General features: G+C 70.8%; 13 protein-coding genes. 4 read left to right on the top strand and 9 right to left on the bottom strand.

Going from position 1 to position 13990, the window contains the following annotated elements; genetic code table 11:
• The 3 genes from KDH83_RS24660 to KDH83_RS24650 all read left to right on the top strand — a co-directional run.
• A partial coding sequence (locus tag KDH83_RS24660; protein ID WP_212320654.1) for a winged helix-turn-helix domain-containing protein occupies nt 1-371 on the top strand: 371 nt, incomplete at its 5' end.
• Nucleotides 368-1867: a HAMP domain-containing sensor histidine kinase gene (locus KDH83_RS24655; RefSeq protein ID WP_212320653.1), complete on the top strand. Its 1500-nt coding sequence runs from the start codon at nt 368-370 to the stop codon at nt 1865-1867. The genes KDH83_RS24660 and KDH83_RS24655, both read left to right, overlap by 4 nt.
• A gap of 96 nt (nt 1868-1963) precedes the next feature.
• The gene (locus KDH83_RS24650; RefSeq protein WP_212320652.1) at nt 1964-2203 is read left to right on the top strand and encodes a hypothetical protein; all 240 of its coding nucleotides are present in this window, start codon (nt 1964-1966) and stop codon (nt 2201-2203) included.
• Nucleotides 2204-2229: 26 nt separating this feature from the next.
• Here the strand turns inward: KDH83_RS24650 and KDH83_RS24645 are convergent, their stop codons facing one another.
• The 6 genes from KDH83_RS24645 to KDH83_RS24620 form a co-directional block, all read right to left on the bottom strand.
• The gene (locus KDH83_RS24645; RefSeq protein ID WP_212320651.1) at nt 2230-4812 is read right to left on the bottom strand and encodes a PEP/pyruvate-binding domain-containing protein; all 2583 of its coding nucleotides are present in this window, start codon (nt 4810-4812) and stop codon (nt 2230-2232) included.
• Nucleotides 4809-5435, bottom strand: coding sequence for a TetR/AcrR family transcriptional regulator (locus KDH83_RS24640; protein ID WP_212320650.1), 627 nt, complete (start codon nt 5433-5435; stop codon nt 4809-4811). The genes KDH83_RS24645 and KDH83_RS24640 overlap by 4 nt, the downstream gene beginning before the upstream one ends.
• Before the next feature lie 103 nt (nt 5436-5538).
• The gene (locus tag KDH83_RS24635; protein WP_212320649.1) at nt 5539-6699 is read right to left on the bottom strand and encodes a nitronate monooxygenase family protein; all 1161 of its coding nucleotides are present in this window, start codon (nt 6697-6699) and stop codon (nt 5539-5541) included.
• A gap of 111 nt (nt 6700-6810) precedes the next feature.
• Nucleotides 6811-7599: an anaerobic ribonucleoside-triphosphate reductase activating protein gene (locus KDH83_RS24630; protein WP_212320648.1), complete on the bottom strand. Its 789-nt coding sequence runs from the start codon at nt 7597-7599 to the stop codon at nt 6811-6813.
• Entirely contained in the window at nt 7565-7753 is a 189-nt protein-coding gene (nrdD, locus tag KDH83_RS24625) for an anaerobic ribonucleoside-triphosphate reductase (RefSeq protein WP_212320647.1), read from the bottom strand. The genes KDH83_RS24630 and nrdD overlap by 35 nt, the downstream gene beginning before the upstream one ends.
• Nucleotides 7754-7976: 223 nt before the next feature.
• Nucleotides 7977-9977, bottom strand: coding sequence for a ribonucleoside triphosphate reductase (locus KDH83_RS24620; RefSeq protein ID WP_212320646.1), 2001 nt, complete (start codon nt 9975-9977; stop codon nt 7977-7979).
• Between the two features lie 408 nt (nt 9978-10385).
• Between KDH83_RS24620 and KDH83_RS24615 the strand changes: the two genes are divergently transcribed.
• Entirely contained in the window at nt 10386-11273 is an 888-nt protein-coding gene (locus KDH83_RS24615; protein WP_212320645.1) for a LysR family transcriptional regulator, read from the top strand.
• Between the two features lie 23 nt (nt 11274-11296).
• Here KDH83_RS24615 and KDH83_RS24610 read toward each other — a convergent pair whose 3' ends face one another.
• From KDH83_RS24610 to KDH83_RS24600, 3 genes are all read right to left on the bottom strand, one after another.
• Nucleotides 11297-11647 carry a DUF3325 domain-containing protein gene (locus KDH83_RS24610; protein WP_212320644.1) on the bottom strand — a complete coding sequence of 117 codons (351 nt, stop codon included), beginning with the start codon at nt 11645-11647 and terminating at the stop codon, nt 11297-11299.
• Complete coding sequence (locus KDH83_RS24605) at nt 11634-13271, bottom strand: PepSY-associated TM helix domain-containing protein (protein ID WP_212320643.1); 1638 nt, start codon at nt 13269-13271, stop codon at nt 11634-11636. Before KDH83_RS24605 ends, KDH83_RS24610 begins: the two co-directional genes overlap by 14 nt.
• Before the next feature lie 188 nt (nt 13272-13459).
• Nucleotides 13460-13990, bottom strand: a 531-nt coding sequence (locus KDH83_RS24600) for a tripartite tricarboxylate transporter substrate binding protein (protein WP_212320642.1), incomplete at its 5' end; no start/stop codon positions are given.

Below are 13990 nucleotides of genomic sequence, written 5' to 3'. Positions count from 1 at the left end.
AGGACAAGCAGTACCTGATCGGCTTCACGCAGCTGCCCAACGGCGCCTCGCTGGAGCTGCACGGCCTGTCCATCGATCCGGTGGCGCGCACCGCGCTGCTGGACGGACGCGCGCTGGACCTGACGCCGCGCGAGTTCGACCTGCTGCATTTCTTCGCCCGCCATCCCGACAAGGTCTATTCGCGGCTGGACCTGCTGAACCAGGTCTGGGGCTACCAGCACGAGGGTTACGAGCACACAGTCAACACGCACATCAACCGGCTGCGCACCAAGATCGAGGACGACCCGTCCGAGCCGCGCCGCATCCTCACCGTCTGGGGGCGGGGCTACAAGTTCGCCGCCGCGCCCGGCGCGCAAGGAGACGCGGCATGATCAAGCGCCTGAGCCTGACCCAGCGCCTGTCCGCCGTCTTCGCGCTGCTGCTGCTGGCCTGCTGCGGCGCGTCCGCCTGGCTGCAGATGGCGGCCAATACCCGTTACGAGCAGGAAGTGGTGCAGCGCCTGTCGGGCGGGCTGGCCGGGCATATCGCCGGCGCCAACGAACTGATGGATGCCCAGGGCTGGAAGCCCGAGGCGGTGCGCGCGCTGTTCGACAAGCTGATGGCCGTGAATCCGGCGGTCGAGGTCTACCTGCTGGACCTGGATGGCCGCGTCGTCGGCGACGCCGCGCCGCCGGGACAGCTCAAGCTGGACCGCGTCGACCTGGCGCCGCTGCGGCGCGCGCTGGCCGGCGGCATGCTGCCCATCATGGGCGACGATCCGCGCAACGCCGGCGCGCGCAAGGTCTTCAGCGTGGCGCCGGCGCGAGCCGGCGGCAAGGACATCGGCTACGTCTACGTGGTGCTGCAGGGCCAGGCCCACGACGAGCTGGCCATGGCCGTGTCGCGCAGCACCGTGCTGCGTACCACGCTGTGGTCGATCGCGCTGGTGGCGCTGCTGGGCCTGGTGGCCGGCCTGGCCGCCTTCGCCCTGATCACGCGGCCGCTGCGCGGATTGACGCGCGCGGTGCGGGCCTTCGACGGCGGCGACAGCGGCGCGTTGGCGGCGCTGGAGGATGGCGGCAAGGACGGCGGCCAGGATGGCGCCCCGGACGCCGCCCGCGGCGGCGACGAGATCGTCGCGCTGCGGCGCAGCTTCGCGCAGATGGGCCGCCGCATCTCGGAACAATGGCGCGAGCTGACGCGCCAGGACCAGCAGCGCCGCGACATGGTCGCCAACATCTCGCACGACCTGCGCACGCCGCTGACCTCGCTGCACGGTTATCTGGAAACGCTGCGGTTGAAGGACGCGACGCTCGAAGCCGACGAACGCCGCCGCTACCTGGACATCGCGCTGGCGCAGAGCCGCAAGGTGGGCCGGCTGGCGCAGGAGTTGTTCGAGCTGGCACGGCTGGAGTCCGGCCTGGTGCGGCTGGAGCCGGAAGTATTCTCGCTGCCCGAGCTGATGCACGACGTGGCGCAGAAGTTCGAGCTGGCCGCCGAGGCGCGGCGGCAGCGGCTGCATATGGAAATCCCGCCGGACCTGCCGGCGGTGCGGGCCGACCTGGGCCTGATCGAGCGCGTGCTGACCAATCTGCTGGATAACGCCATTCGCCACACGCCGCCGGGCGGCGACATCGCGCTGCGGCTGGCGCGGCTGCCGCAAGGGCTGCGGGTGCAGGTCGCCGACACCGGCGAAGGCATTCCCGCCTCGCTGCGCGCGGGCCTCTTCACGCGCGCCTCGGCGCTGGGCCATGGCGCGCGCGATGGCGGCGGGCTGGGCCTGGTGATCGTGCAGCGCATCCTGCAACTGCACCAGAGCGAGATCCGGCTGGTGGACCGCGAGGTGCCAGGCGCCTTGTTCCAGTTCGACCTGCCGGCCGCGCGCTAGCGGGCGCCGTGGCGCGGGCGGGAACGGGCCAGGGCGAATACACTGGTTCGTTCAAGCCTGCCTGCCGCCTAGCGCGCGAGCCTCCGGAAAGAATCCATGTCCAAGCTGAAATCCGTCCTGTTGCTGTGCGCCCTGGCTGGTGGTGCCTACCTGTGGTTCCAGCTGTCCAATCTGCACATCGCCATCGGCGAGCGCGCGACGGGCGGCTATGACGGCGCGTCCACCCGCTCGCCGGAGGAAGTCAACAAGGCGGTGCGCGAGGCCGAGGAAGCAGCCGCGAAGGCGCAAGCCGTGCGGCCCGAAGCGCAGCGCGGCAACCAGGCCGGGCCGCGTTAGGCCGGGCCGCGCTAGGCGGGGCCGCGCTAGGCCAGGTCGCGCTTCGCGGTCGCCTCCACCCGGCTGACCCGACCCGCGCCGGCATCCACGTCCAGCAGATCGCCATCGGTCACGGCATCGAGGATGCCGGGCACGCTGGCCAGCGCCGGTATGCCGAACTCGCGCGCCACGATGGCGCCATGGGACAGATAGCCGCCGGCCTGCATGACCAGCGCGCTGGCGCGCAGGAACAATGGCGTCCAGGCCGGATCGGTGGACGGCGCCACCAGCACGCCGCCCGCCGGCATGGCCAGCCCGGCGGCTGGATCGCGGGCCACGAAGGCGGGGCCGCGCGCATGACCTGCCGCCACCGGCGTGCCGCGCCAGCTGTCGGCACCGGGATCGATTTCGGCCTCCGCATGGCGTTGCGTGGACGGGCCGGCCAGCGCGCCGCCGTCGCTTTCCTCCACCACGTCGGGGTCTTCCGCGCCCGCCCATTGTTCCAGTTGCGTCCGGCGCCATGCGGCGCGCCGGGCCGCCGCTTCCGCCGGCAGCGAGCCGTCGGCCAGGGCCAACAATTCCTCGACGCCCAGATGGAATACATCGTCGGGCGCGGCCAGGCCGCCGGGGCCGGCGTAGCGTTGGCCCAGCGCCAGCGCGCAGCGCCTGGCGGCGGCGACGTAGCCGACCAGCACGCTGCGCGCGGCCTCGCGCTGGCGGCAGTCCAGGCGCGCGCCGGCGATCAGCAGCCGCGTCAGCGGCCGCTTCCAGCGCGGCAGCGCCGCGTTCAGCGTGCGCCAGGCCGCGTGCGCGGCGGCCTCCTGGCGCGCTCGCAGCGCGGCCGGGTCGGCGCCGATCAGGTTCAGCACGCTGTCCAGCAGATATTCCGGCGCTTCGCGCCAGCGCGGATGGCGCAGATAGGTTTCGTAGACGGCGCGATGGCCGTAGCGCTCCAGGAAGTCCGCAAACGCGCGGCGGAACGGGCTGTCTGGGGGCAGGGCGTCGCGCCAGTCCGCGCCTTGCCGGTCGGGCGCGCGCAGCCAGGCCAGCGCCGCCGCATCGTCGCGCGCCAGCGCGGCCAGATCCATCAGCGCGTAGCTCTGGGCCGCCGTCACGCTGGACGCGCCGCCGGCCATCAGCGCGGCGGTCAGCGCGTGGCTCTGGCCGGGGCAGGCGGCCTCGACCAGTTCCAGCAGTTTCGACAGGGTGCCGCCGGCCGAGCCTTGCAGGAAGAACAGATCGTCGGCGGACAGCAGCGCGGTGAATTGTTCGCGCAGCCGTCGGCCCAGCGCCGCGCTGTCCTCGGGCAGGGCTTCCTCGGCCCAGGCGCGGGCGCTTGCGGCCTGTCGCGGCAGCCCGGCATTGGCGGCCAGCCGGATGGGGATGGCGCGGCTGCTATAGGCCAGGATGCGCCAGCCATGCAGCCATTTGCGCGCGCGGCCGACGGGCGGCGCGGCGATGGCCGGCTGCGGTCCGCCCAGCATGCTGTTGGTGAGGGCGGGCGCGACGCCGAGCGCATCGTAGGCCACCCACTGGATCGTGGACGCGTCCAGGTAGACGCGGCCGTGGAACAGCCGGGCCAGCGCCACGCCGGGCTGCGGGCGATATCCGGCCAGTTCGAAACCCCGGCTCAGCATGCGCGGGCACATGACGCGCAGCGCATCCCATTCCAGCGCCGACACGGCATGGGGCAGCACTTCGCGCGTGTTGCCGCGCGACCAGTACGAGGGCTGGCCGCGCAGCCCGTCATAGGCATGGCGCGCCGAGGCGGTGATGGGGCGCGCCTGCAGGATCCAGAAACGCTGGCCGTCCCAGGCCCATTCCAGGTCGTGGCCCTGCGCCGAGTAGTCCAGCGCGCGGGCCGCGTCCCGGGCGATCGCGCCCAGCGCTTCGGCCTGGGCCGGCGTCAGCGTGGCGGCGCGCGCCTCATCATCCTGGGTGGGCCGCAGTCCGGTGCCCTGGCCATCGGCCAGCGGCCGGCTGGCCTGGCGCTTGGCGCCGATGCTGCTGGCGATCAAGCGCCACGACAGCGTCTTCGCGTCCTCCCGCAGCCGGTACTCGTCGCCCTCGGCCTGGCCGCCGACCAGCGCTTCGCCCAGGCCCCAGCTGGCGTGGATCAGCATCTCGTCATGGCGTCCGCCGACCGGATCGCGGGTGAAGGCGATGCCCGAGACGCGCGCCTCGATCAGCGGCATGACCACCACGGCCATGGCGCCGTCGCCGGCCAACCCCAGCCGTTCGCGATAGGCCCGCGCCTGCGGTGTGGCGGCCGAGTCCCAGATACGGAGCACGGCGTCGAACGCCGCATCGGCGCCGCGCACGTTCAGGCAGGACAGGTGGATGCCGGCAAACGACGCGCCCGCCGAATCTTCCTGCGGCGCGGACGAGCGCAGCGCCAGCGGCAGGTCGAGCCAGCCGCGCGCCTCCAGGGCCTGGCGCAAGGCCTGTCGCACCGACGGCGACAGGCCGCCGTCGACGGCGCGCTCGCGGCTGGCCTGGGCCGACAGCACGAAGCCATCGGGCACCGGCACGCCCATGCGCGCCATCATCGCCAGCTGCCAGCCCTTGCCGCCGGCCAGTGCCGGGCCGGCCTCGGCGGCGGCGGTCCAGTCCAGCGTCAGCGCGCTCATGCGGGGCTCCCGGCGCCTTGCGTGAACAGGCTGACGACGGCGTCGAACTCGCGCTTCAGGCTGGCGCGGGGATCGGCCAGCCAGCGGGTCAACGCGCCCAGGTGCAGCAATTGCAGGTGATGGGCGAGCTGCGCGGCGGGCAGGTCGGTGCGCAGTTCGCCGGCGGCCTGGCCGGATTCGATCAGCGCGGCGAACAGCGTATGCATGCCGCTGCGCGGATGGCGGGCATCGTCCTGGCCTGCGGGTTGCGCGGCCGCCAGCCGATAGTGCAGATAGGGCGCCATGTAGGCGCGGTGCGCCTCGGACCAGTGGGCGGAGGCGTGCAGCGTCTTGGTCAGGCGCTGGACGAAGCCGGGCAGCTTCATCAGCCGGGGCAGCAGGTCGCGCGCCGAGTCGGCCAGCTGCTGGTGGAAGTAATGCGCCAGCAGCGCTTCCTTCACGGGGAAGTGGTTGTACAGCGTGCCCTTGGAGACGCCGGCCTGCGCCGCGATCTGCTCCATCGTGACGCCGTCATAGCCGTGGGTCTCGAACAGCGTGTAGGCGCTGCGGGTCAGCAGGTCCAGGGTCTGCAGGCGCTTGCGCTCGCGCAGGCCGGGCGCGGCATCCGGATCGGAAGAGGACATGGCGATCCATAAATTATTGAACGACGAATAATATTGTACGTCGTTCAATAATTTTGGAAAGCCCGGGAACCGCCGGAATGCATTCCCGGCGGCGGACGAAGGATCAGGCCGCCGTGGTCGGCATGTTCCCGTGCAGCAGATAGTCCATCAGTTCGCGCACGGAGCGCATGGCGTTGCCGAAGGGCAGCTTGGACGCGCCACGGAAGAACAGGCCTCGGCCGACTTCGCCGCGCATGGCCGCCGCCAGCTTCAGGTCGATGCAGAACTGGCCGAAGCGCGAGATGCCGTCGCGCATGCCGCACTGGGTCAGGCAGTCCATGCGCTGGCTGCAGCGCCGCTCGTCGCAGCGGGCGTTGGCCTGCAGCGTCTTTTCCTGCTTCAGGTAGCGCGTCAGCCAGGGCGTGGCGACGGCGCGCGCCGGCAGGCCGGCCACGCTGGTGAACTCGGCCAGCTTGTCCGGGTCGGCCTCGATCAGCACGCGCTTGAAGTTCTCGTGCGCGTCGCCTTCCTGCGTGACGGCGAAGGCGGTGCCGACCTGCACCGCGTCGGCGCCGTTGTTGAGCCAGTGGCGTACCTGCTCATGGCTGCCCACGCCGCCGGCCACGATCAGGCGCGGCGCGTCGCGGCCCAGTTGCAACTCCTGGAACAGCTTGTGGCATTCGGCCAGCACGCGCTTGAAGTCGAAGCGCTCGTCGTGCACGTCCTCCAGCTTGGCCGCGCCCAGGTGGCCGCCGGCATGGCCGGGATGCTCGATCACCACGGCGTCGGCCATGCGTCCTTTCTTCAGCCATTTCTTCAGCACCACGGCCACGCCGCGCGCCTCGGACAGGATGGGGATGAGCGAGACCTTGGGGTGGTCCGCCGTCATCTCGGGCAGGTCCATCGGCAGGCCGGCGCCCATGACGATGGCGTGCGCGCCGCTTTCGCAGGCCTGGCGCACCAGCGCGGGATGGTCGCGCACGGCCTTCATCACGTTGACCGCGACCAGGCCGCGGCCCTGCGACAGGTCCAGCGCGGCGCGCACTTCGCGGTCCAGCGCCTCCAGGTTGGCCTGGGTGATCAGCTCGCGGTCGCGGCAATGCTCGGTCTTCTCGACCAGGTCGGGATGGTGGTGGCGCAAATCGACGCTGGCGATGGTGCCCACCGCGTTCTGGCTGGCGACCGCGCCGGCGAGCCGGTGCGCGGACACGCCGACGCCCATGCCTCCCTGGACGATGGGCAGCAGCTCGCGGCCGGCTAGGGAGAGGGATTTGAACCACGTCATGTTGAGAGAGCCTTTCATTGGAACAGTGTTTGGAGGCTAGGCGATCGCGATCGCGGGCGTGTTGCGCGAAATCAAATCCGCGCATGAAGCCGCTTCAGGCGTTAAGCGCGGCTAGCGACACGCGAACTCGTCAAACCAGCCGCGCAGCGTTTCCTGCGCGCCTGGGCTCAGGCGCGAGGCCGCCGCAGATGACGGGCTGCTGCGCGCGTTCTGCACCGCGAAGCGCCGCACGCCGCGCCGCGCCAGTTCGCGCGCCAGCGCCAGCAACCGGGCCTCGTCCAGCCAGTCGGGATGCCAGGTGATGCGGCATTCGAATTCCACGCTGGACGCCAGCAGCAGCGTCAGGCAGGCCTGCGCCGGCCGTTGCGATTCGCGCCGGCCGGTGATGTCGTCATAGCCCTGGGCGTCGGCCTTGATGTCCAGGCCGACCCAGTCCAGGTGGCGCAGCGCGTCGGCCAGCCGCAGCGGATAGATGCCCGCCGTGTGCAGGCCGATGCGGTAGCCCATGCGCCGCGCATCGCGGATCATGGCCGGCAGGCGCGGCTCGCTCAGCGGCTCGCCGCCAGAGAACACCACCGCGTCCAGGAGGCCCTGGCGGGTGGCCAGGAAGGCGCGCACCTCGCGCCAGTCGTAGCGCGCGGCGCGGGTCTGCAGCTCCGGGTTGTGGCAGTAGTGGCAGCGCCAGGGGCAGCCGGCGATGAAGACCACGGCGGCCAGCGTGCCGGGCCAGTCCACGGTGGAGAAAGGGGTCAGCCCGCCGACGGCGGGCGAATGGCGCGGCAGCGCCTGCGCGCTCGGCAGCGGCGGCGTGGCGTGGGCGCGCGCGGTGTGCAGGCGCGAACCGGCCCGGGGGCCGGCCGCCGCCTCAGGCGCGGGGTTCGACGAAGAAGCGGCGCTCATTGAACTCGCCTTGTTTGCCGGTGTTGAACGAAGAGACGGGCCGGTGATAGCCCATGACGCGGGTCCAGACTTCGCAGCGCACGCGCTGGCTGTCGTCCAGGACCGGCGCGGCGGCGGCCTGGGGCGCGGATGGCGCGGTCATCAGGGTTTGCATGGTGGGGCTTCCTTCTGGTTAAGGCGCCGGGCGGTCTGTCCGGCGCGGGGGGGATGGCACGCTAGTGTGCTGTCCCGTAGGTACGTCCGCATGACGAAATTCATCCATAGGCGTCAGGGCTAGGCGCAAACCGCAGTGATACCCGTAGGTATCGCGAGGATTTGCAACGACGCCATGGCGGCTAGGGGTGGATTTCGTGCGGGCGTATCTGCGGGACTGCACACTAGGCCGGGGCGCAGCAGGCCGATTGCCTGGCCAGCAGCTCGGCGTCGCACTTGGGGCAGAACTCGTGGTGCCCGGCCAGGTAGCCGTGCGTGGGGCAGATCGAGAAGGTCGGCGTGACCGTGATGTAGGGCAGCCGGAAATTCGCCAGCGCGCGCCGCACCAGCGCCTTGCAGGCGTCGGCCGAGGACACGGCCTCGTTCATGTACAGGTGCAGCACGGTGCCGCCGGTGTACTTGCCCTGCAGCGCCTCCTGCTGCGCCAGCGCCTGGAACGGATCGTCGGTGTAGCCCACCGGCAGCTGGCTGGAGTTGGTGTAGTAGGGCTGGGCCTCGGTGCCGGCCTGCAGGATATCGGGATAGCGCTTGCGGTCCTCGCGGGCGAAGCGGTAGGTGGTGCCCTCGGCCGGCGTGGCTTCCAGGTTGTAGAGGTGGCCGGTCTGCTCCTGGAACTCGGTCATGCGCGCGCGCACCCGGTCCAGCAGGCGCAGCGCCAGCGCGTGGCCGGCGGGCGTGGTCAGGTCGTCGGCGTCGCCGCTGAAGTTGCGGACCATCTCGTTGATGCCGTTCACGCCCAGCGTGCTGAAGTGGTTGCGCAGCGTGCCCAGGTAGCGCCGGGTATACGGATACAGGCCCTGGTCGATGTAGCGCTGCACCACCTTGCGCTTGGTCTCCAGCACGTCGCGGCCCAGTTCCAGCAGGCGGTCCAGACGCGCCATCAGGCCGGCCTCGTCGCCCCGATGCAGGTGGCCCAGGCGCGCGCAGTTCACCGTCACCACGCCGACCGAGCCGGTCTGCTCGGCCGAGCCGAACAGGCCGTTGCCGCGCTTGAGCAGCTCGCGCAGGTCCAGCTGCAGGCGGCAGCACATCGAGCGCACCATGTGCGGCTCCAGGTCCGAATTCAGGAAGTTCTGGAAATAGGGCAGGCCGTAGCGCGCCGTCATCTCGAACAGGCGCGTGGTGTTGGGATGGTCCCAGTCGAAGTCGGGCGTGATGTTGTAGGTCGGGATGGGGAAGGTGAAGGCGCGTCCCTTGGCGTCGCCGGCCATCATCACCTCGATGTAGGCGCGGTTGATCATGTCCATCTCGGCCTGCAGGTCGCCATAGGCGAAGGGCATTTCCTCGCCGCCGATGTAGGGGATCTGCTCGCGCAGGTCGGCCGGGCAGGTCCAGTCGAAGGTCAGGTTGGTGAAGGGCGTCTGCGTGCCCCAGCGGCTGGGCACGTTCAGGTTGTAGATCAGCTCCTGCATCGATTGCTTGACGTCGGCGTAGGTCATCGCGTCGCGGCGGATGAAGGGCGCCATGTAGGTGTCGAAGGAGCTGAAGGCCTGCGCGCCGGCCCATTCGTTCTGCAGCGTGCCAAGGAAGTTGACGATCTGGCCGATGGCGGCCGACATGTGGCGCGGCGGCGTGGCCTCGACCTTGCCGGGGATGCCGTTGAAGCCTTCCGTCAGCAGCTGGCGCAGCGACCAGCCGGCGCAATAGCCGCTGAGCATGTCCAGGTCGTGGATGTGGATGTCGCCGTCGCGGTGGGCCTGGCCCGCCTCGGGCGTGAAGACGTTGGACAGCCAGTAGTTGGCCGTGACCTTGCCGGCCACGTTCAGGATCAGGCCGCCCAGGCTGTAGCCCTGGTTGGCATTGGCGTTGACGCGCCAGTCGCGCTGCTCCAGGTATTCCTCCATCGCGCTTTCCACGTCCACCAGCGTGTGGCGCAGCGAACGCAGCCGCGCGTGCTGCTCGCGGTGCACGATGTAGGCGCGCGCCGTGCGCCAGTGGCCGGCGCGCACCAGCGCTTCCTCGACATGGTTCTGGATGGTCTCCACGCCGGGGCAGACATTGCCGTCGCGCGTCAGCGCCGCGGCCACCGTGGCGGCCAGCGCCTGGGCGGCACGCGGGTCCAGCTCTCCGGTGCTCCGGCCCGCCGCCGCGATGGCCTGGGCGATCTTGCCGGCGTCGAATCCGACGACGCGGCCGTCACGCTTGAGGATGTGTTCAATCTGCATGGGTGGCACCATATGTAGTGGAGTGTGGAAACTCTATCACCACATATGGTGTCGATCGCGGCGCAGCCGCGCCGGATTTGGCCGGCGCTTGATCGCGCGCAAACCCCACCGGCCGGGCGGGAAAAGACGCAATGCGTCCCCTCAAGCGCCGTTCGGCGGCACCCTGAAGTTGTCGGTGATGCGTTTTTCAGCGCGTCGCAGCCGGCGCATCAAGGCCGCGCCCAGGCGGTGGAGCCAGGGCATGGCGGGACGCGGCCGGGTTGCGTCCGACGGCGGTTCGATGGCGGGGCGGGCGGTGGCGACGTGGGAGGGCGGTGTGGATGTGTCGTGATTCATGGAGCAGCATGCTCGGAGATACACTGCCATCCGTAAAGTTGAATGAACTGACCTCAATCGTCAGGAAAACTGATGCGTAACCTGAACCTGGATCAGATCCAGACCCTGATAGCGATCGCCGACCTGGGCACCTTCGCGGCGGCGTCGCAGGCGCTGCATCTGGCGCCGCCCACGATCAGCCTGCACATCAAGGAACTGGAGGCGCGCATGCAGGTTCCGCTGGTGCTGCGCGGCCGGCGCCAGGCCGGACTGACGCCGGCGGGCCAGGCGCTGGTCGAGGAAGGACGCAAGCTGCTGGCCGCCAGCGATGATCTCGTGGACATCGTGCGCCGCCGCGCCGAGGGCAGCGTGGGAGTGGTGAGGGTGGGCGTGTCGGCCGGCGTCGGCATCCGCCTGCTGCCGCTCGTGCTGGAGGCCTTGGGCCGGCGCGCGCCCGGCGTGGACGTGAAGCTGGAAGCGGTGGGTTCGGCCGAGGCGATGTTGCGGTTGCAGGGCGGCACGCTGGACGTGGCCATCGTCGCCAGTCCGCAGCCCGCCACGGCCCAGGTGGCCGTCGTGCCCTGGCGCGACGACGAGATGGTCGCGCTGTTGCCCGCGTCATGGGAAGCGCCCGAGGCTGTCACGCCGGAATGGCTGTCGACGCGGCGCTGGGCCTGCTTCGCGCCGGGCACGCAGATGCACGGCCTGATCGCGTCCTGGTTCGGTCAGGCGGGCTTCAATCCGAGGCCGTTCCTGGCCCTGAGCTATCCCGGCGCGTTGAAAGGCCTGGCGGCGGCCAGCCAGAGCGCGGCCATCCTGCCATTGGCCGAGGTGGAGGACACGCGAAACACGGACGTGCGATGGCGCGCGCTGTCGCCGCCGCTCAGGCGGCCGATGGCGCTGGCCTATCGCGCCGCGCCCGAGCCGGGCGCGGCGGCGGCCGCCGTGCTGGAGGTGCTGGGCGGACTCGCGGCATCCTGACGCCCGCGAGCGGGCAGGCGTCGCTAGAAACCGATGCCCACGCCCGCCAGCGAGATCGCCACGGCCAGCGCGGCGGTGCCGGCGGCCGGGCGCGGCGCCCAGGACAGCATGCCGACCCACAGCAGGGCGCCGGCCGACAGCCAGCCCAGCCAGGCGACCACGCCGACGGTGTTGCCCCACAGCGCCACGCAGGGCAGCAGCGCCAGGCCCAGCAGCAGCACGCCGGCGGCGCGTAGCGCGCGCGCATGGCTGGCCGAGGGATCGCGATGCCATACCTGATCGAAATGGCGCGGCATCGCCAGGCTCAGGCAGGCCATGCCGGCGTAGGACGTCAGCAGCGCGAGCAGGATGCCCAGGGCGTCATGCATGGTCATGGGAGATCTCCTGGATGGAGGCGGGCGCGGCGGGCGTTGCGCCGCGCGCCGGACGGGCGGCGGCGGGCTTGCGCCGGGCGACGCGCCATGCGCCCCAGGCCGCCAGCATGCCGAAGGCCAGCGTGGCCAGCTCGACGCCGGCGCTTTCCCAATCGTCGCGCGCGATCTGCGCCGCCAGGTGGTCGCCCACCGCCAGCGGCGACAGCGCCGGCAGCGGCAGGCACAGCGCGGCCAGCAGCGAGAGCTGGATGATCCAGGCGCGGCGCGGGCTGCACAGCCAGGCGTGCAGCAGCGTCAATGCCCAGGCGCCGAAGAAGGCGCGGATCTCCCAGGCGGCGCGCTGTTCCAGCGCCACCGGCAGCAGGCGGTTGGCCCAGAAATAGGCGATGCAGGCGATGCCCAGGCCCGCCAGCGCGGCCACGTTCAGGCCTTCGATCAGGCGGTACATGCGCGCGGTGGCGGCGCCGAACTCGTCGCCCATCCTGGTGCGACGCTTGACCATGAACAGCACCGCGCCGGTGCCCATCATGGCCGCGCCCGCCAGGCCGCAGACGAAGTACAGCCACTTCATCGCCAGCCCGCCGAACTTGACCATGTGCAGGTCGCTCATGGCCTGCTGCAGCAGCGATGGCGCGCCGCCCGCCACGCCGCCGGCCGGGCGCGAGCGCAGCAGCTCGCCGGTGGCGGCGGAATACTCGGCCATGCCGGTGGTGCTGCTGATGCGCGAACGCGTTTCGGCGTCTTCATTCCAGCCGTACACGCCGATACGCATGGACCCGTCTTCAGGATGGGTGATGACGATGGCGCGCGCCTCCTGGCCGATCAGCTTCTCGGCCCGCGCCACGATGGGCTCCAGCGCCGGCACGGCCAGCGGCTGGCCGGTGCGCGCCGGCGGCGTGTCGCCGGTGTATTCGGCCAGGTACTGGCGCTCGGCGTCCGGCCCCGTGCCGTAGACCCCCGCGATGGGCGCCGGCATCAGCGTGAGGCTGGAGATGACGATGCCGGTGTAAGCGATCATGAACTGGAAGGGCAGCGTCAGCACCGCGGCCGCGTTGTGCGCGTCCAGCCAGGAACGCTGCCCCTTGCCGGAACGGAAGGTGAAGAAGTCCTTGAAGATGCGCTTGTGGGTGATGATGCCCGACACCAGCGCCACCAGCATGGCCATGCCGGCCAGGGCCACGATCCACAGCCCGATGCCGGGGCTGTGCAGGGTGTAGTGGAAGTTGACGAAGTGCGCGCCGCCGGCCGTCTGCCGTCCCTCGCCGTGGTGTTCCTCGGGCAGCGGCTCGCCGGTGTCGGGATCCAGTTCGGCGTCGGCATACTGATGGTTCTGGTCGAACCAGTAGGCGACCAGTCCGTTGTCGTGGTGGCGGTTGACCGGCCAGATTTCCCACATGTTCGCGCCGCCATGGTTGCGGCTCATGTATTGCACGGCCATGTCGAGTCGGCGGCTTCGGTCGACCGTGGGCGCTTCGCGCTGCGCGGTCCGCGCTTCCTCGATGGCGTGTTCCGGGTTCATCCAGTGCGAGATGGCTTCGGAGAACACGGCCAGCGTGCCGGTCAGGAACACGGCGTACAGCAGCCAGGAAAACCACAGGCCGGCCCAGGTGTGCAGCCAGGCCATCGAAAGGCGGAAACCGGATTTCAGGGGGGACCTCTTGTTGTTGTGGACGCGGCCGCGAGCCCGCGCCGGGCGCCGGGTTCCGGCTGCTTGTTCGGTAACTGATTAATGATTGTAATTCTTATTACCGAACAAGGAAGCCACGAACCGCCCAAGCCCCAAGAGGAAGGAGACGAAAAGCGCGGGCGGCGTCAGTCCAGCGTGATGCCGGCGCGCTTGCCGACGGCGCCGAAGGTGGCCAGTTCGCTGGAAATCTGGTCGCGGAAGGCCGGGCCCGGCATGAATACCGGCTCCATCGCCATGTCCTCGATGGACTTGCGCACCTGCGGGTCGCGCATGACTTCCTCGACCGCGCGGCCCAGCGTATCCAGCACCGGCGCGGGCGTCTTTGCCGGAGCGACCAGGCCGTACCAGCCGACCATGGAGACCGCGGGCAGGCCGGCCTCGGCGAAGGTCGGCACGTCTGGCAGCTGCGGCGAGCGATGCGCGCCGGTGACGGCCAGCGCGCGCACCTTGCCGGCCTTGGCGTGCGGCGCGGCCGACGCCACGGTGTCCACGCCCAGCGCGACTTCGCCGCCGATCAGCGCGGTCACCAGCGGCGCGCTGCCCTTGTACGGGACCGGTGTCATCCTGGCGCCGGCGGCCTCGGCATACATCTCGCCGGCCAGGTGGGGAGCGGAACCCGGACCGGAGGTGCCGTACATCAGCTCGTTCTTGCCGGT

The sequence above is a fragment of the Achromobacter sp. Marseille-Q0513 genome, assembly GCF_018195695.1.
Taxonomy (GTDB): Bacteria; Pseudomonadota; Gammaproteobacteria; order Burkholderiales; family Burkholderiaceae_B; genus Achromobacter.
The sequence above is the reverse complement of the archived record's forward strand: the minus strand, read 5'-3'. Positions and strand labels throughout refer to the sequence as shown.